Origin of the sequence: Acidovorax delafieldii 2AN, from assembly GCF_000175235.1 — a bacterium.
Classification (GTDB): domain Bacteria; phylum Pseudomonadota; class Gammaproteobacteria; order Burkholderiales; family Burkholderiaceae_C; genus Acidovorax; species Acidovorax delafieldii_B.
The window spans coordinates 1-16323 of record NZ_ACQT01000070.1; the positions used below are offsets into that span (position 1 = coordinate 1).

Annotated in this window: 15 protein-coding genes, 1 rRNA gene and 1 pseudogene; 8 read left to right on the forward strand and 9 right to left on the reverse strand. The window is 65.3% G+C overall.

The window, feature by feature from the left end; all coding sequences use genetic code 11:
* Positions 1–26 precede the first annotated feature (26 nt).
* Positions 27–139, forward strand: a 5S ribosomal RNA gene (gene rrf / locus ACDELDRAFT_RS10900).
* A 315-nt stretch (positions 140–454) separates the two neighbouring features.
* Here rrf and ACDELDRAFT_RS10905 read toward each other — a convergent pair.
* The 5 genes from ACDELDRAFT_RS10905 to ACDELDRAFT_RS10920 form a co-directional block, all read right to left on the reverse strand.
* On the reverse strand, positions 455–1219 hold the full coding sequence (locus ACDELDRAFT_RS10905; RefSeq protein WP_040328859.1) for a class II glutamine amidotransferase: 765 nt from the start codon (positions 1217–1219) through the stop codon (positions 455–457).
* 28 nt (positions 1220–1247) lie between these two features.
* Positions 1248–2726, reverse strand: a complete 1479-nt coding sequence (locus ACDELDRAFT_RS10910) for a DHA2 family efflux MFS transporter permease subunit (RefSeq protein WP_005796550.1) — start codon at positions 2724–2726, stop codon at positions 1248–1250.
* Between the two features lie 10 nt (positions 2727–2736).
* Positions 2737–2925, reverse strand: a complete 189-nt coding sequence (locus tag ACDELDRAFT_RS10915) for a hypothetical protein (protein ID WP_005796552.1) — start codon at positions 2923–2925, stop codon at positions 2737–2739.
* Between the two features lie 31 nt (positions 2926–2956).
* Complete coding sequence (locus ACDELDRAFT_RS24075; RefSeq protein WP_081470113.1) at positions 2957–3196, reverse strand: cysteine-rich CWC family protein; 240 nt, start codon at positions 3194–3196, stop codon at positions 2957–2959.
* Positions 3197–3363: 167 nt separating this feature from the next.
* Entirely contained in the window at positions 3364–5571 is a 2208-nt protein-coding gene (locus ACDELDRAFT_RS10920) for a malate synthase G (RefSeq protein ID WP_005796555.1), read from the reverse strand.
* A 680-nt stretch (positions 5572–6251) separates the two neighbouring features.
* On the opposite strand from ACDELDRAFT_RS10920, the gene ACDELDRAFT_RS10925 reads away from it, so the two are divergent.
* The 5 genes from ACDELDRAFT_RS10925 to ACDELDRAFT_RS10945 all read left to right on the forward strand — a co-directional run bounded on the left by ACDELDRAFT_RS10925 (position 6252) and on the right by ACDELDRAFT_RS10945 (position 11700).
* Complete coding sequence (locus ACDELDRAFT_RS10925) at positions 6252–7175, forward strand: LysR family transcriptional regulator (protein WP_005796557.1); 924 nt, start codon at positions 6252–6254, stop codon at positions 7173–7175.
* A 55-nt stretch (positions 7176–7230) separates the two neighbouring features.
* A complete protein-coding gene (locus ACDELDRAFT_RS10930; protein ID WP_005796558.1) occupies positions 7231–7677 on the forward strand; it encodes a DUF2214 family protein in 447 nt (148 codons plus the stop codon).
* A gap of 97 nt (positions 7678–7774) precedes the next feature.
* Entirely contained in the window at positions 7775–9292 is a 1518-nt protein-coding gene (locus ACDELDRAFT_RS10935) for a glycosyltransferase family 39 protein (protein WP_198403242.1), read from the forward strand.
* A 1-nt stretch (position 9293) separates the two neighbouring features.
* A complete protein-coding gene (locus ACDELDRAFT_RS10940; protein WP_100084426.1) occupies positions 9294–10112 on the forward strand; it encodes a ChbG/HpnK family deacetylase in 819 nt (272 codons plus the stop codon).
* 19 nt (positions 10113–10131) lie between these two features.
* Positions 10132–11700 (forward strand): ArnT family glycosyltransferase, encoded by a 1569-nt coding sequence (locus ACDELDRAFT_RS10945; protein ID WP_005796564.1) that lies wholly within the window; start codon positions 10132–10134, stop codon positions 11698–11700.
* Here ACDELDRAFT_RS10945 and ACDELDRAFT_RS24080 read toward each other — a convergent pair.
* From ACDELDRAFT_RS24080 to ACDELDRAFT_RS10960, 4 genes are all read right to left on the reverse strand, one after another.
* Entirely contained in the window at positions 11617–11985 is a 369-nt protein-coding gene (locus ACDELDRAFT_RS24080) for a GtrA family protein (protein WP_005796565.1), read from the reverse strand. The two genes, ACDELDRAFT_RS10945 and ACDELDRAFT_RS24080, sit on opposite strands and share 84 nt — an antisense overlap.
* Positions 11986–11989: 4 nt before the next feature.
* Positions 11990–12973: a glycosyltransferase family 2 protein gene (locus tag ACDELDRAFT_RS10950; protein WP_005796567.1), complete on the reverse strand. Its 984-nt coding sequence runs from the start codon at positions 12971–12973 to the stop codon at positions 11990–11992.
* Positions 12974–13104: 131 nt separating this feature from the next.
* Positions 13105–13392, reverse strand: coding sequence for a PsiF family protein (locus ACDELDRAFT_RS10955; protein ID WP_005796569.1), 288 nt, complete (start codon positions 13390–13392; stop codon positions 13105–13107).
* A gap of 191 nt (positions 13393–13583) precedes the next feature.
* Positions 13584–14162, reverse strand: a complete 579-nt coding sequence (locus ACDELDRAFT_RS10960) for a hypothetical protein (RefSeq protein ID WP_005796570.1) — start codon at positions 14160–14162, stop codon at positions 13584–13586.
* A 224-nt stretch (positions 14163–14386) separates the two neighbouring features.
* Here ACDELDRAFT_RS10960 and argS point away from each other — a divergent pair, with 224 nt between their 5' ends.
* Both argS and ACDELDRAFT_RS10970 read left to right on the forward strand, forming a co-directional pair.
* On the forward strand, positions 14387–16072 hold the full coding sequence (argS, locus tag ACDELDRAFT_RS10965) for an arginine--tRNA ligase (protein WP_005796572.1): 1686 nt from the start codon (positions 14387–14389) through the stop codon (positions 16070–16072).
* A gap of 12 nt (positions 16073–16084) precedes the next feature.
* Positions 16085–16323: pseudogene (locus tag ACDELDRAFT_RS10970) on the forward strand (SPOR domain-containing protein); the annotation flags it as partial.

Consider the following 16323-nt stretch of genomic DNA (forward strand, 5'->3'; position numbering starts at 1 on the left):
TCAGAGCAGCACGACACCAAGTTATGCCTGATGACCATAGCAAGTTGGTCCCACTCCTTCCCATCCCGAACAGGACAGTGAAACGACTTTGCGCCGATGATAGTGCGGGTTCCCGTGTGAAAGTAGGTCATCGTCAGGCTCTTACAGCCCAGCAACGCCCCGCTCATCCTTTGAGTGGGGCGTTTCTGCTTTGGCCGCGCAAAAACCATTCGCGCCAAAGATCCGAACACTGGCCGCTGCAATTCCCCCTCGCCTCAGTTCGGTTCCCTATGCGGTCACCTCCGGCAATCACAGCACGAAAGATTCAGCTGTGGCCCTCGCAAACTTGCCCTGAGAACTCTGCCTTCAGCTCCAGCTGCATTCACTACGTGACAGGCGCAGCGCCGTAGGGCGCGCTGGCTCGCGGGACAGAGTTTTGAGAAGTCGGCAGCCCAGGCCGAACAATGTGAGGCCCTCAGAGAGCTTCCTGGCCGCCGGTGAATACCTTCAGCTCCCCGGAGCCAAATGCCTTCCAGTCCTCGTTCACGGTCAGCGGCTCCGTGGCCAGCAGCAGTACCCGGTCAGACGCCGTGGTCAGCGGCGCAAAATCGATGCACAGGTCTTCGTCGCAGAGCTGGGCCACGGCAAAGGGATGCCGCCTTTGGAGCCGGTACAGCTGGGTCGACGCGTGCGCCCACAGGGCTTCGCCGTTGGACAAAAGAAAATTGAAAGTGCCGTGTGCGGCGATCCTGGGGGCCAGCTCGCGCAGCGTGCGCGTCAGTTCCATGACGCTCGGCATGCCTGCATGGGATTTGGCAAGCTCTTGCAGCAGCCAGCAGAAAACATGCTCGCTGTCGGTATTGCCCACCGGGTGGAAGTGGGCGTGAAGCCTTGGTCGGAATTCCTTGAGATCGCCGTTGTGCGCGAACACCCAGTAGCGCCCCCACAGTTCGCGCACGAAGGGATGGCAGTTTTGCAGGCTGACGGACCCCTGAGTTGCTTTGCGTATGTGCGCTATGACGTTCTGGCTCTTGATGGGGTAGTGCCGAATCAGCTCGGCTATGGGGGAGTCGGCGGCGCGCTGATGGTCCACGAAGTGGCGCAGTCCTTTGTCTTCGAAGAAGGCAATGCCCCAGCCATCGGAATGATCGGCTGTATTGCCGCCGCGTTGCGCAAATCCGCGAAAGCTGAACGTGATGTCCGTCGGGGTATTGCTGTTCATTCCAAGCAATTGGCACATGGCAGATCGGGTGGTCAAGAGATAAAGGTCAGCCCAGCATCTCCCGCACAGGCGGGCGAGGGGCAGGGCGTAGTTGCCAGGCGGCAATGAGGGCCAGCAGGCAAAGCCCTGCCAGCATCACGAACGCTTCGCCGAATGCAGCCACGCGTGCAGTACTCGTGGCCGATGCTGCCAGTGTGTCCCCATGGGCTGCGAGGCGCCATTCCAAAACGATGCCACAGAGGCTCACGCCTGCAGCGCCGCCCAGCATGCGCACGAAGCCGATCACGCTCGATCCTTGCGAGATGAGGCTCTTGTCCAAAGGTCGCATGGCGCCCAGGTTGAGCGAGGGCAGGATGAAACCCAAGCCGATACGGCCCAGCACCGCAAACAGCACCAGCAGCCACAATGCGGACTGTGGGCCGATCAGGACCATCAGCATAAAAGACAGCCCCAACAGTGCCAGACCCGTGCCCACCAGCCAGTGGGTGGGCGCCCTGTCGGCCAGGCGACCGACGATGGGAATGGTGAGCGCCAACACCAGCCCCGAAGGCAGCATGATGGTTCCCACGTGGGACGGCGACAGTTGAAGGCCTAGCTGCATGAAAACAGGCAGCAGATAGGTGGATCCGAACAGCGCCGTGCCATAGATGAATGCCACCACGCTGCCCATGGCGAACTGGCGGTATTCGAAGACCCGCAAATCCATCAGCGGCTTCTGGCCGCGCATCGTGATCCGGCGCTGCCACCACAGGAACAGCGCGAACGAGAGTACGGCGCCACCCAGAAGCAGCAGGGCCTGCGCATACGGTCCACTGTGTAGCGCCACGAGGCCATTCAACAGGCAGAGCGTGCCCAGCGTTCCCAGTGCAAGGCCGCGCCAGTCCAGCGGCTCGCCGCCCCGGTCCGCTGGCATGCCGCCTGGGGCCGTGACGGGAATGAACTGGTAGGCCAATGCGATGGACGCGAGGCAAAAGGGCGCCACCATGAAAAAGATGGAGCGCCAGCCAAACCAGTCGACCAACAGCCCGCCCAAGCTAGGCCCGATGGCGGGTGCTAACACCACCCCCATGCCGAAGATGCCGCTGGCACGTCCCTGTTCGTGGGGCTTGAACGCATGAAGGATGATGACGGCGGGGATGGGCTGGACGACGCCGGCGGCCAGTCCTTCGGCCACGCGCGCGGCAAGCACCCAGCCAAAGTGGCCCGCAAGTCCACCGCCCATGCCGCCGGCCAGCAGCAGCACCATGGCGCCCACGTAGGTGGCGCGGTAGCCGTAGCGCCCCAGCAGCCACGGCGTGGTCAGCATCGACACCGTGGTGGCCACCATGAAGCCCGATGTGACCCATTGGGCGCGGTCCTGGCCTAGCGCGAAATAGTGGCTCAAGTCTGGAATCGCTACGTTGACGATCGTCGACGACATGATGGAGGCCATCGTGCCCACCATCACCGACAGCAGCACCAGCCACCGATAGCGCTCGCCATAGCGCGCACACAGTACGGCCAGCGAGCCTGAGTGCGGCGTCATCGTGCGGCGTTCAGGAGGGCTGGGGCCGGAGTGCGCCGTCGGTCGCCCGGCTTTCGCGTTCCGCGCCGGTGACGACCATGTCCATGGAGTCGGGCGAGCAGCCCAGGATCGGGGCAGAGGCGCGGTTGACCTCGGCCCCCCGCTTTGTCGTCTGCTCGATGGCGCGGCCTTCCATCATTTCAATGTGGTACGTCGGCATGCTCAATGGCTCCTTGCAATGCAAGAGCCCATCATATCGGTGCGGTGTCGCGCGCAGGCGGTTCGGGCTTTTCCGGCTGCGGCGCAGCGCAAGCGGGGCAGAGACATGTGGCCCCACGCAGTGCTGGGGGCACGCGGGCCAGGGCGGCTGGCGACACCTGCGCCGTCATGCACCAGCACGTCTCGGGCGGTGCTCCGGCCACCGTGGCGCATTGGTTGGCTTGCCCGCAGAGGGGGCACCGGTGCGTATCGACGGAGGGAGTTATGGGCATGTGGGGGTTGGAGGGGAACAGGCGCCAGTGTAAAGCGACAGCCCAACGCAAAAGGCACCCCGAAGGATGCCTCTTATGCGCCCAAACCTCGCCTTGCGCTTTCGCGGTGTGGACTGGGTGCTATCTAATAAGTAGCATTAACGTCCACGTCGGCCGGATCTGCGCCTTTACGCCGCGGCCTTGAGCTTCAGGCGCCAGGCGTGCAGCAGCGGCTCGGTGTAACCGCTGGGCTGTTCGGTGCCCTTGGTCACCAGCTCTACAGCGGCGCGGTAGGCGTACGAGGTGTCGAAGTGGCCAGCCATGGGCTTGTACAGCGGATCGCCTGCGTTCTGCTGGTCCACCACGGCTGCCATGCGGCGGAAGGTTTCCTGCACCTGCGCCTGGCTGACCACGCCGTGCAGCAGCCAGTTGGCCATGTGCTGGCTGCTGATGCGCAGCGTGGCACGGTCTTCCATCAGTCCCACGTTGTGGATGTCCGGCACCTTGGAACAACCCACGCCTTGGTCCACCCAGCGCACCACGTAGCCCAGGATGCCCTGCGCGTTGTTGTCGAGCTCCTGCTGCTTCTCAGCGTCGCTCCAGTTCGGGTTGGCACTCACGGGCACGGTGAGCAGGCCGGTCAGCAGGTTGTCGCGCTCAGCATTGGCGTCGATCTTCTCCAGTTCGATCTGCACGTCGCTCACCTTGACCTGGTGGTAGTGCAGCGCGTGCAGCGTGGCGCCCGTCGGGCTGGGCACCCAGGCGGTGTTGGCACCGGCCTTGGGGTGGGCGATCTTCTGCTTGAGCATTTCGGCCATCAGGTCGGGCATGGCCCACATGCCCTTGCCGATCTGCGCCTTGCCGCGCAGGCCGCACGACAGCCCCACCAGCACGTTGTTGCGCTCGTAGGCCTGGATCCAGGCACTGGTCTTCATGTCGCCCTTGCGGATCATCGGCCCGGCGTGCATGGCGGTGTGCATCTCGTCGCCGGTGCGGTCCAGGAAGCCGGTGTTGATGAACGCCACGCGGCTGGATGCGGCGGCGATGCAGGCCTTGAGGTTGACCGACGTGCGGCGCTCTTCGTCCATGATGCCCAGCTTGACGGTGCTGTCGGGCAAGCCCAGCAGCTTTTCCACGCGGCTGAACAGTTCGGCGGCAAAGGCCACTTCGGCGGGGCCGTGCATCTTGGGCTTGACGATGTAGACAGAGCCCTTGCGCGAGTTGCGGATGCCATGGGCGCCACGGCCCTGCAGGTCGTGCAGGGCGATGGCGGTGGTCACCACCGCGTCCATGATGCCTTCGGGGATCTCGCGCTGCGTGCCCTGCGCGTCGGTCCACAGGATGGCCGGGTTGGTCATCAGGTGGCCCACGTTGCGCAGGAACATGAGCGAGCGCCCATGCAGGCGCACTTCGCCCGTGCCGCTGGCGGCGGTGTACACGCGGTCGGGGTTCAGGCCGCGCGTCACGGTCTTGCCGCCCTTCTCGAACGATTCGGTCAGCGTGGCCTGGATGATGCCCAGCCAGTTGCTGTAGCCCAGCACCTTGTCCTCGGCATCCACGGCAGCCACCGAGTCTTCGAGGTCAAGGATGGTCGAGAGCGCGGCTTCAAGCACCAGGTCGCTCACGCCAGCGGCGTCGGATTGGCCGATGGGCGTGGCGCGGTTGATCTGGATGTCCAGGTGCAGGCCGTTGTGCTGCAGCAGAACCGATGACGGCGCAGCCGCATCGCCCTGGTAGCCCTTGAACTGGCCGGGGTCCTTCAGGCCGGTGCTGCTGCCGCCCGCCAGCTGCACCACGAGTTGGCCGCCCTCGACGCGGTAGCCGTTGGCATCCTTGTGCGAGCCGCTGGCCAGGGGGGCAGATTGGTCAAGCACGTCGCGGGCGAAAGCGATCACTTTGGCGCCGCGGACCGGGTTGTAGCCCTTGCCCTTCTCGGCACCATCGGTTTCGGGGATGGCGTCGGTGCCATACAGTGCGTCGTACAGGCTGCCCCAGCGCGCGTTGGCGGCATTCAGGGCGTAGCGGGCATTCAGGATGGGCACCACGAGTTGCGGGCCGGCCTGCGTGGCCAGTTCGTCGTCCACGTTGCCCGTGGTGGTCTTCACGTCGGCAGGCTGGGGCACCAGGTAGCCGATCTTCTCGAGAAACCCGCGGTAGGCCACCATGTCCTTGATCGGGCCGGGGTTGGCCTTGTGCCACGTGTCCAGCTCGGTCTGCAGGCGGTCGCGTTCGGCCAACAGGGCGATGTTGCGCGGAGCCAGATCGGCCACGATGGCGTCAAACCCCTTCCAGAAAGCACTGCTCTGCACGCCAGTGCCGGGCAGTACCTTGTCTTCCACGAAGCGGTACAAGGAGGTGGCCACTTGCAGGCCGTGAACAGAAGTGCGTGCGGTCATGGTGCGATGCCTAACGTAGAGAAAAAGAAAAAAGCAGTCGGAGGGCCCGCACTTTGGCGGACCATGGGCAGACTGTATTGCAATTGTTTGATGGCATAAACCCTTTGAATATCTCGAAACCAGTGACTTTTTTGCACAAGTGAGCGGGCGAGAGGAATGCACGAAGCGCGGCTGGCTGGGATGTGGGACGGCGAGGACGGCGGAGCCCGGGCCTTGTCGCAAAAGGCCCGATTGGCGCCAGCGGCGTTGGCGGCTGACAAGCCGCGCGCCAAGCTGCTGATGGCGCCCGGCCAGGGGTGAGGGCCGATTCGCAGAGCGCTGGTGTGGGGGCACCAGCGCCATGGCTGTACCCGAAGAAGCCGCGCAGGTCCGCGCACATCGGCTGGACAAAGGCTGCCGGTCTTCGGGGGCCGGGGGTCTTCGCCGCCAAGCCCAGGCCACCGCAGGCGTCAGCGCAAAGCCCTGCCGCCCGGGTTGCACAGCGCCGGAGTGGCCGCTGGCGCTCCAGCGGATCTCGTGGGTGCGGCCCGTCTGCGGCGCGTTGAGCAGCCTGCATTGCTATATTAAATATAGCTACATACGCCCACACAATAAGCGCAACAGGCCATTGATGGCAAAAGAATCGGCGGAGGCCGACCACCGGGCCCCGCGGGCGCCATTTGTCCCCATAATCAGCGCCCATGGACAAACTCAAGGCCTTCGAATCCTTTGTTTCGGTGGCCACGCGTGGCAGCCTCACCGCAGCCGCCAAGGCCGAAGGCGTGGCGCCCGCCATCATGGGGCGCCGGCTCGATGCCCTGGAAGAACACCTGGGCGTGAAGCTGCTGGTGCGCACGACGCGGCGCATCAGCCTCACGCACGAAGGCAGCGCGTTTCTGGAAGACTGCCAGCGCCTGCTGTCCGACGTGGCCAATGCCGAAGCCAGCGTGTCCGAAGGAGGTGTGAAGGCCACGGGGCACCTGCGCATCACTGCGCCGGCAGGCTTTGGCCGCCGCCATGTGGCGCCCCTGGTGCCCCGGTTTCGCACGGCGCACCCTGACGTGACCATTTCGCTCAACCTGAGCGACCGCGTGGTGGACCTCGCGGGCGAGGGTTTCGACTGCGCCGTGCGTGTAGGTGATCTGCCAGATTCGTCGCTGGTGAGCGTGCGCATTGCCGACAACCGCCGCCTGTGCGTGGCCACACCGGCCTATCTGCAGGGCCATGGCACGCCCCGGCACCCCGCAGAACTCTCGGCGCACGATTGCCTGACCTTGTCGAGCGAAGCATCGCAGACGCGCGGCTGGGCGTTTCGCATGCCGACCGATGGCGGCGGCAGCGAGGTGGTGCACCTCAAGCCGGGCGGGCCGCTGGATTGCTCGGACGGCCAGGTACTGCACGACTGGTGCCTGGCGGGCTATGGTCTGGCCTGGCGCAGCACCTGGGAGGTCGAGTCGGAAATCGCGGCTGGCCGGCTGGTGGAGGTGCTGGAGGAGTTCGCCGCGCCACCCAACGGCATCTACGTGGTCTTCCCCCAGCGCAAGCACATGCCGCTGCGCGTGCGTCTGTGGATTGATTTCCTCAAGCACAATTACAGCCAGCCCGGCTTCTGGACGGCCGCATGACGCCCCATGGTGGTGGTGCGGCGGGCTCTGGCGCCGGGTTTTACAAGGATCTGCAATGACTCTCGAAGCCGTTTTGGCCGCCCTGCACATGGTGGCCATCCTGACCCTGGTGGTCTTCATGTCGAGCCAGGCCGCGCTGTGCCGCACCGAATGGATGAATGCCGCCGTGGTCGAGCGGCTCGTGCGGCTTGACGTGATCTATGGCGTGACCGCGCTGGTGCTGCTGCTCACGGGGCTGGCGCGCGTGGTGTGGGGCATCAAGGGCATGTCGTGGTATGTCTCGCAGCCGCTGTTCCATCTGAAGATCACGTTGTTCGTGGCGATGGCGGTACTGTCCATCTGGCCCAGCCTGTCGTTTCGCCGCTGGCGCCGCAATCTGCGCGCCACCGGTGCGCTGCCCGAAGCCGGCGAAGTCAGCCGGGTGCGCCGCCTGGTGATGGTGCAGTCGCATGTCCTGCCCGTCGTGGCGGTGATTGCCGTGTTCTGGGCGCGGGGCTGGTAGCCAGCGTCCCGCGCGGCCAAGTGTTTTCACCGCAGTGCGCGATATCCCGCGCGCGTCTGCCTCGCCATCCCTTACCTATCCCTGTAGAGAGACATTCGTGGATCGTTCTTGTGTGAATGGGGCCGTTGGCCGATCGTTGGGTGTTCCCGGTGGGATGTTGAGGGTGCCGCAAGGCATCCCGGTAACGCTGCTGTTGCTGTTGTTGTTCAGCGCCGTCTGGCTGGCGCATCTGGATTCTGTTGCGCTCACGCCGCCGGCCGACAACATTGAGCAGCTGACGTGGATGCGATCGCTGGAATGGGGTTACTACAAGCATCCGCCGGTTCCTACCTGGGTCCTGTGGGCGGCGGTGCAACTGATCGGGTGGTCTGCCTGGACCACCTATCTGCTCGGGGCGTTGTTGACACTGGCATCGCTGGCGATCTTTGCGTCTTTGCTGCGCGATATTCATGGCCGGGCCTACGCGTTGGTCGGCCTGATGGCCGCGTTGGGCGTGACCTTCTACAACGGGCGCCTGAACTATTACAACCACAACGTCGTGCTGATGTTCTGGGTGGCGCTGAGCGCGTGGCTGTGGTGGCGCATCCTTACGCGACCCCGGTGGGGCTGGTGGCTGGCGCTGGGCGTGGTTGGCGGACTGGGGATGCTCAGCAAATACCAGTACGCGGTCGCTGCCACCGGCGGGCTGTGGCTTTTTGTGCGCCACGGGCTGTGGCGCGACCGCCAACAGTGCCAAGGGCTGGCGCTTGCGGTCGTTGTGGGCGGGGTGATCTTCATGCCGCACGTCGTCTGGCTGCTGGAGCAGGCCCGCGGGCCGATCGCCTATGCCATGCATTCCTCGCTTGGGGCCGATCTGCCTCTCTTGCGCCGCCTGTCGGCGACGGCGCTGTGGCTGCTGGACTGGCTGTTCAACCGCTGCCTGCCCGCGGTGCTGCTGCTGCTAGGGGTGCATTGGGCCCAGCGGGGGCTGGCGCCGGTGCCGTTGGAGTCCTCGGCGGACCGTGCCCTTCAAGCCCGTGGCAACTCGTTGCTGCTGTGCTGGGGCGTTCTTCCGCCTGCTTTCATGGCCGCCATGGGTGTGCTGGGTGGTGTGGATCTGCAACTGCAGTGGGGCACCGCCTTCGCGCTGTGGACCGTGCCCGTGCTGATGGCCGCGCTCGGGGTGCGCGAAGCGACTTTGCGCGCCGGGCGTGGGCTCTGCTGGGCCGTGGGCGCCCTGGTTCTGCTGCAGGCCGTCTTGGTCTGGCAGTCGTATGACACGTCGGTGTTTGGGCGGCACCGCACGCAGGTGGGCCATTGGCGTGAATTCCCGTCCGAGGCGCTTGCACAGGCTGTGGCAGGACCTGCCCGGCAGGCATTGGGTGGCCCGATCAAGATCATCAGTGGTCCGGCCAGCCCCGCCGGGGCCCTGGCGCTGCGGCTGCCTGAAAAGCCCCGCGTGCTGATTGATGGGGATCTTGCCGTGAGCCCATGGATTTCCGCGCAGGACATGGAACGCGACGGCGTGCTGGAGCTGTGGCCGCCGGGGGCGGGTCCCAGTGACGTGCACCGTGTGATGGACGGCTGGGGATGGCGGGTGCGGGAGGGCGATGGCGTTGGATCCGATTTCTTCTGAGATGCCGCGTCCGCTGGTTCTGTGTGCCGATGATTTCGCGCTCAATGCCCCGGTATCCCGGGGGATCGCTGCGCTGGCGGCGCAAGGCCGGCTGAGCGCCACCAGTGCCATGGTGCTGTCGCCGCGCTGGCCCCATGACGTGGCCCTGCTGCAGCCCTTGCGCGGCCAGCTGGACGTGGGCTTGCACCTGGATTGGACCAGTGCGTTCGCCATGGCGTCCGGGCACGGCCTGCCGCTGGGCGCCCTGATGGCGCGTGCCGCATTGGGGGGCTTGAATCGTTCGGCGGTGCGGTCCGTGATCGAGCGGCAGCTCGACGAATTCGAGACCCAATGGAAGGCGCCGCCCGACCACATCGACGGGCATCAGCATGTGCAGCAGTTCCGCGGCATCCGCGAAGTGCTGGTGGAGGTGGTTCGGCGGCGCTATCCGCAGCGGTCGCCCTGGTTGCGCGTGTCTCTTGCACCGGGCGGGCAGCGCGACCTGAAGGCCCGCATCATCGCCGCGTGGGGTGCCGGGGCGCTGGCCCGTCAGGCAGACAGGGCGCATGTGCCGCATGCTGCGCTGCTTTCGGGGATCTACGATTTTTCCGGTGACCAGGCGGCTTATGCGCAATCCATGGCGGGCTGGCTGCGCGATGCGCCCGCTGGGACGGTGCTGATGTGCCATCCGGCCGAGGGCGTGGAGGCGGATGACACCATCGGCCCGGCGCGTGCCAAGGAGGGCGCCTATCTGGCCAGCGAGGCATTTGCACAGGCGCTGGCCGAGGCGAGGGTGCACCTGGCTCGCGGGAGTATTCTGTTTGCCGCTGAACCCCGTTGACATTGAATCGAGTGTCGCAATGACAAATTCCAAGAGAGCCTGGCTGGCGATGGGCGCGTTGTGGCTGCTGCTGCTGGTGCTGGCGGCCTTGCGCCCACTTTCGCTGCCGGACGAGGGGCGCTACGCCGAGATCAGCCGCTGGATGCTGGTCTCCGGCGACTGGCTGACCCCCCGGCTCGACGGCATTCCCTTTTTCCACAAGCCGCCCTTGCTGCACTGGCTGGGGTCGCTGTCGCTGGCCACCTTCGGTGTGAATGCCTGGGCGGCACGGCTGGTGCCCGCCTTGCATGCGGGTTTGATGCTGGTTCTGGTGTACGTGACGGCATCGCGTGTGAGCACGCCGGCCGTGGCGCGCCGGGCGGCAGTGATGTTGGGCACCAGTCTCGCTTTCCTCGGCGCAGGCCAGTACGTGAACCACGACATGCTCGTGGCTGCCTGGATTGGCGTGGCCATCTGGAGTTTTGCGCTGGCGTTTCTGCACGGGGACCGGCCCCATGCCGGTTGGGCGCGGCTGGGTTTTGCCGCCTGTGCCCTGGGTGTGCTTTCCAAGGGGCTGATTGGCCTGGCTTTGCCGGGGCTGGTGCTGCTGATCTGGCTGCTCTGGACGCGCCAGTTCGCCAAGGTGCTGCGTCTGCCGTGGTTCAGCGGCCTGGCGTTGTTTGGCCTGATGGCCCTGCCGTGGTTTGTGCTGGCACAACGGCACTATCCGGATTTCTTCAGCTACCTGTTTGGCGTGCAGCAGTTCGGGCGCTACACCGGCACCACATTCAACAACCCCCGCCCCTGGTGGTTTTATCTGCCCGCCCTGGCGGGGTTGTTCTTTCCATGGATTGTTTTTGTGGCAAATCAGGTGAAGGTGCCCGTGCATTCTGCGCAGGGTGCTTCTGATTCAATAGCAAGACCGGTGTGGCTGCTGTGCTGGATATGGATCGTTGCCATCGTCGGTTTCTTCTCCATACCGGCGTCGAAGATTGTGGGCTATGTGCTGCCGGTGCTGCCGCCGCTGGCCCTGCTTGCCGCCGTGGGCTGGCAGCAGTGGCTGGGCCGCCATGCGCGTGAGCGCGCCGTATTCGGCATGTTGGCGCTGTGCGCGGTGGTGGGAGCCATCGTGCTCAACGAAGTGGCAGCCCGCCATTCCGCCCGACAGGGCACGGCGGACATTGCCTTCACGCTGGCCTGCCAGGCGGGCACTGCCGACACGGTGTACGCGGTGGGCGAGTATCCCTACGATCTGCCGTTCTACACCCAGGCCGTGCAGCCCATGGTGGTGGTACAGGACTGGCCCGCACTGCGGCGCGCGGCGGGCGACAACTGGCGCCGGGAGTTATTCGAGGGAGCCGATTTCGAAGCGGCTGCCGGGCGCGTGCTGCAGACCCCCGACGTCCTTGTCACAGCGTTGCGGCGGCCGGGCCAGTGGCTGGTGGCGCCGAACGCCATGCCGGCAGGGCAGATTCCGGCGGGCTGGGTGCAGGTGCAGCGGGGGGCGGGCTGGAGCCTGTGGCGCTCAGCGCCGGAACGCCCAGAAGCGGCTGAGCACAAAGGTCTGCCCGGCTGCCAGCACCAGGGCGGTGAACAAGGCCGGCAATGAAGGCCAGTCCGCAGCGCGCAGCAGCAGTGAAAAGGCCAGTTCATTGGTGGCAAAGCCGGCCAGCGCCGTGGCCAAGAACCGCGTGAAACTCTGCGCCACGGTGGTGCCGGCATCGTGAAAGCTCAGCCAGCGGTGGCCGGTGAAGCTCACGAAGAAAGCAATGGCGAACCCCAGTGCGTTGGCCAGTTCGGGCCACAGCCAGTGCTGCGCGAGGGCGAAGACGCCCATGTGGGTCAGCGCCGCCGCCCCGCCCACGGCGATGAACCAGAATCCCGTGCGGCCCATCGCTTCAGCCCTGCGGGGGATGGCCGATATCCGACGCCAGCCCGGTGCCGCTGCGCTCGCGCACCAGGTAGGCGGGCCGCTGCTTGACTTCGTCGTAAATGCGGCCGGTGTATTCGGCCAGGATACCGATGGACATCAACTGGATCCCGCTGAGAAGCATCATGCCCGCGGCCAGGGTGGCATAGCCTGGGACATCGATGCCCAGCCAGAAATACTCGATCACCACCCAGGCGCCATACCCCAGGGCTGCGGCAGACAGCAGCAGACCCAGCAGCGACAGTGCGCGCAACGGCGCAGAGGAAAAAGCGACCATGCCCGTCAGTGCCAGCGCAAACGACCCGCGCAAACCGAAGCTGCTCTTTCCCTCGGCGCGCGGCAGCGGCGCATACTCCAGTGCAGTGCTCTGGAACCCCACCCACGCATACAACCCCTTCATGAACCGGTTGCGCTCGGGCAGCGCCTTCAACGCCTCCACCACCTTGCGGTCTATCAACCGGAAGTCGCCCGCGTTGGGCGGAATTTCGATGCGGCTGCCCCAGTTGATCAGTCGGTAAAACATGTGCGCCAGCTGGCCGTGAAGGGCTGACTGGTCGTCGCGGGTGCGGCGCACGGCATACACCACGTCGTTACCCTGCCGCCATTTGTCCAGCATTTCGCGCAGCATGGACGTAGGGTGCTGACCGTCCGCATCCATCAGCACCACGACCTCGCCGCGTGCCGCGTCCAAGCCAGCGGTCAGTGCTGCTTCCTTGCCGAAATTGCGGGACAGGTCCACCAGCACCAGCTCCGGGTGTGCCGCGCACAGGGCACGAGCCACGGCTGCCGTGTCGTCGCGACTGCCGTCATTGACCACGATGACCTCGGTGCGGGCAGAAAGCGCCTGGAGCGCCGCCAGCACTTGGGGCACCACGGTGCCGAGGTTGCCGGCCTCGTTGTAGGCCGGCATGACGCAAGAAATGGATGGGGTGTGGCTCGCGCGGGTGTTCATGGCTGGGCGGCTCGAGTGCCGGGCTGGGGGAAAAATGCTCAAAATAGTGGAGAGCGCAGGGCCATCCAATGCCCGCAAAAAAACCCGCGCGGCGGAGCCGGCGGGCTTTTGGAAGAAGGCGGATGCCTATGTCACTTCTTGAGGCATTCGCTCATGAAGGACTTGCGCTCGTCACCCTTCTTGCCCTTGGCTTCGGTATTGCAGGTTTTCATCTTGTCCTGTTGCGTGGCGGGCTTGTTGCTCAGGCATGTCTTCATGAAGGACTTGCGCTCGTCGCCCTTCATTTCGCCGGCCTCCTTGTTGCAGGTGGCCATCTTGGATTGTTGCTTGGTGGGTGCCGGAGCGTCGGCGGCGTGCGCAGCGCCCAGGGAGAAGCTGAGGGCCAGGCCCAGTGCTGTCAGGGAAAGAAGCTGTTTCATGGAGGGCTCCAGAAGTTGGAAAACATCGAACGTCAACCCAAGCGGATTGCAGCATATAACGGCCCTCTCCACAACGCGGATGACGCCCGCTGCTCGCAGTTTGTGGCGCCGATGCCTTCGTTCATGTGCGCGCACCCCGGGTCGATATCGGCGCCATTGCCGCGCCACTGCTCAGGTGCGTTTTCTCCCCTTCAGCGGGGAGCGGGACCGCCGGCCGTGGATGCGGGCCCATCAGCGGTGATCGGGGGGTGCTGTGCAAGTGATGGCGGGCAGGCTGCTCGGTGAAAAGCCTGGAGGCTGGTCCGCAGCTGGTTCGCGTCGTCACCCAGCCCGCCCAGCGAAAAGACGATATCTCCGCGCAATTGCCACCGTGGCAGGGTGTCGGTGATCGTGCGCACAAGGGATGCGTCAGGTGTGGGCCTCAGTTTGACCAGGATGGTGTTTTCGTAGTTGTCCAAGACCACGCGCTGCATGGCGTGCCAGGGCAGGGTGCGCGGATCGGTGTCGCGCAAGTCGGTGATGCCGGCTTCGTCGATGATCAAAGCGGGCTCTCGCAGGCGGTACGCATTCAGGGATGCGTGGCCCAGGCTTCCTGCAATGCAGAAAGCACCGAAAGCGCCCAACCAGAAGAAAGCCGCAACCACAGGCGTATGCGCCCTCCACGCGAAATAGACCGCGCAGGCAAAGCAGGCCGCCATCAGCAATGCAAAGGGCACTTGGAATATCAGAGTCCATCGGCGTCGGTAGAGCAGGATGGGACGTGGCAGCATATGCAAAGGCTCCTGGCGGTGAGGCTTCGTGTTTCGGCCCATGGGATGGCAGGAAAGCACAACCCGGGGCGCCGGCCCGCAGCGCGCGGAGCGAGAGGGTTGCTGCGCGGAACATCCGCAAAGTCCATGGTGATGCCGCTGCGCATGCCGTGGGCGGGTGGAGTTTGCCGTATCGCCGCCCTGGGCAGGGCGGCCATCCTGCCCCAGCCCCGTAAAATCGCGCGATGCTCTCTGTCAAACAAGATCTGCTGGCCGCGCTTGCGGCCGAGCTGGAAAAACTATCCCCTGGCGCGGGCGCCAAGGCCGCCTTCGAATCGCCCAAGGTGGCTTCACATGGCGATTTCGCCTGCACTGCTGCCATGCAGCTGGCCAAACCGCTGAAGCTCAATCCGCGGCAGGTGGCGGAGAACCTGCGCACGGCGTTGCTGGCGACGCCGGTCTACCAGCGCTGGGTGACCGAGATCGAAATCGCCGGCCCCGGCTTCATCAACATCCGCCTGAAACCTGCAGCCAAGCAGGAAATCGTGCGCGAGGTGCTTGGCGCGGGCGCGCGTTTCGGCTATCGGCCCCGGCGCAATGCGCGCGTGCTGGTGGAGTTCGTCTCGGCCAACCCCACTGGGCCGCTGCACGTCGGCCACGGCCGCCAGGCGGCGCTGGGCGATGCCATCAGCCACCTGTTCGACACCCAGGGCTGGGACGTGTACCGCGAGTTCTATTACAACGACGCGGGTGTGCAGATCGCCACCCTGGCCACTTCCACGCAGATGCGGGCCCGCGGCTTCAAGCCGGGCGATGCCGAATGGCCCGAAGCGGCCTATAACGGCGACTACATTGCCGACATCGCGGCCGATTTCCTGGCCAAGAAGACGGTCCGCTCGGACGACCGCGAATTCACCGCCAGTGGCGACGTCAACGACCTTGACGGCATGCGCCTGTTCGCCGTGGCCTATCTGCGCCACGAACAGGATCTGGACCTCAAGGCCTTCGATGTGCGCTTTGACAACTACTACCTCGAGTCCAGCCTGTACACCAGCGGCAAGGTGGACGCCGTGGTGCAGAAGCTGCGTGACGCGGGCAAGACCTATGAGCATGACGGCGCACTGTGGCTCAAGTCCACCGAGTACGGTGATGACAAGGACCGCGTCATGCGCAAGGGCGATGGCGGCTACACCTACTTTGTGCCCGACGTGGCCTACCACATCACCAAATGGGAGCGTGGCTTTACCAAGGTGGTGAACATCCAGGGCACCGACCACCACGGCACCATTGCGCGCGTGCGCGCCGGCTTGCAGGCGGCCGGCGTGGGCATTCCGCAGGGCTACCCCGACTATGTGCTGCACACCATGGTGCGCGTGGTGCGGGGCGGCGAAGAGGTCAAGATCAGCAAGCGCGCCGGCAGCTATGTCACGCTGCGCGACCTGATCGAGTGGACCAGCAAGGACGCCGTGCGCTTCTTCCTGCTCAGCCGCAAGCCCGACACCGAATACACGTTCGACGTGGACCTGGCAGTGGCGCAGAACAATGACAACCCGGTGTACTACGTGCAGTACGCGCATGCGCGCATCTGCTCGGTGCTGCGCAGCTGGCAGGAGCAGGGCGGGGGCGATGTCGCTGCCCTGAAGGATGTCGACCTGTCCGCGCTGGAGGGCCCCCAGGCCCAGGCGCTGATGCTGCAACTGGCCAAGTACCCCGACATGCTCACGGCAGCCGCCGAGGGCGAGGCTCCGCACGATGTGACGTTCTACCTGCGCGACCTCGCTGCCAGCTACCACAGCTACTATGACGCCGAGCGCATCCTCGTGGAGGACGAATCCGTCAAGCTGGCGCGCCTTGCCCTCGTCGCTGCCACTGCCCAGGTATTGCACAATGGCTTGGCCGTGCTGGGCGTGTCGGCCCCGGCCAGAATGTAAGCAGTTACTACCATGAAGAAAAAGCAGACGGGCGGAACCATCATCGGCTTCATTTTGGGCGTCCTCGTGGGCCTGGGGGGCGCGTTGGCGGTGGCCGTGTATGTGACCAAGGTGCCCGTGCCCTTTCTGAACAAGGGGGGCGCGCGCAGCGCGGATCAGGATGCGGCCGAGGCGCAGAAGAACAAGAACTGGGACCCCAACGCCCTCCTGCAGGGCAAGAACCCTGCCCGCCCTGCCGCACCCGCCGCTTC

Excerpts from the sequence above, each read along its gene's own strand:
- ACDELDRAFT_RS10905 (WP_040328859.1), bottom strand. The coding sequence starts at position 1,219 with ATGTGCCAATTGCTTGGAATGAACAGCAATACCCCGACGGACATCACG.
- ACDELDRAFT_RS10910 (WP_005796550.1), bottom strand. The coding sequence starts at position 2,726 with ATGACGCCGCACTCAGGCTCGCTGGCCGTACTGTGTGCGCGCTATGGC.
- ACDELDRAFT_RS10915 (WP_005796552.1), bottom strand. The coding sequence starts at position 2,925 with ATGCCGACGTACCACATTGAAATGATGGAAGGCCGCGCCATCGAGCAG.
- ACDELDRAFT_RS24075 (WP_081470113.1), bottom strand. The coding sequence starts at position 3,196 with ATGCCCATAACTCCCTCCGTCGATACGCACCGGTGCCCCCTCTGCGGG.
- ACDELDRAFT_RS10920 (WP_005796555.1), bottom strand. The coding sequence starts at position 5,571 with ATGACCGCACGCACTTCTGTTCACGGCCTGCAAGTGGCCACCTCCTTG.
- ACDELDRAFT_RS10925 (WP_005796557.1), top strand. The coding sequence starts at position 6,252 with ATGGACAAACTCAAGGCCTTCGAATCCTTTGTTTCGGTGGCCACGCGT.
- ACDELDRAFT_RS10930 (WP_005796558.1), top strand. The coding sequence starts at position 7,231 with ATGACTCTCGAAGCCGTTTTGGCCGCCCTGCACATGGTGGCCATCCTG.
- ACDELDRAFT_RS10940 (WP_100084426.1), top strand. The coding sequence starts at position 9,294 with ATGCCGCGTCCGCTGGTTCTGTGTGCCGATGATTTCGCGCTCAATGCC.
- ACDELDRAFT_RS10945 (WP_005796564.1), top strand. The coding sequence starts at position 10,132 with ATGACAAATTCCAAGAGAGCCTGGCTGGCGATGGGCGCGTTGTGGCTG.
- ACDELDRAFT_RS24080 (WP_005796565.1), bottom strand. The coding sequence starts at position 11,985 with ATGGGCCGCACGGGATTCTGGTTCATCGCCGTGGGCGGGGCGGCGGCG.
- ACDELDRAFT_RS10950 (WP_005796567.1), bottom strand. The coding sequence starts at position 12,973 with ATGAACACCCGCGCGAGCCACACCCCATCCATTTCTTGCGTCATGCCG.
- ACDELDRAFT_RS10955 (WP_005796569.1), bottom strand. The coding sequence starts at position 13,392 with ATGAAACAGCTTCTTTCCCTGACAGCACTGGGCCTGGCCCTCAGCTTC.
- ACDELDRAFT_RS10960 (WP_005796570.1), bottom strand. The coding sequence starts at position 14,162 with ATGCTGCCACGTCCCATCCTGCTCTACCGACGCCGATGGACTCTGATA.
- argS (WP_005796572.1), top strand. The coding sequence starts at position 14,387 with ATGCTCTCTGTCAAACAAGATCTGCTGGCCGCGCTTGCGGCCGAGCTG.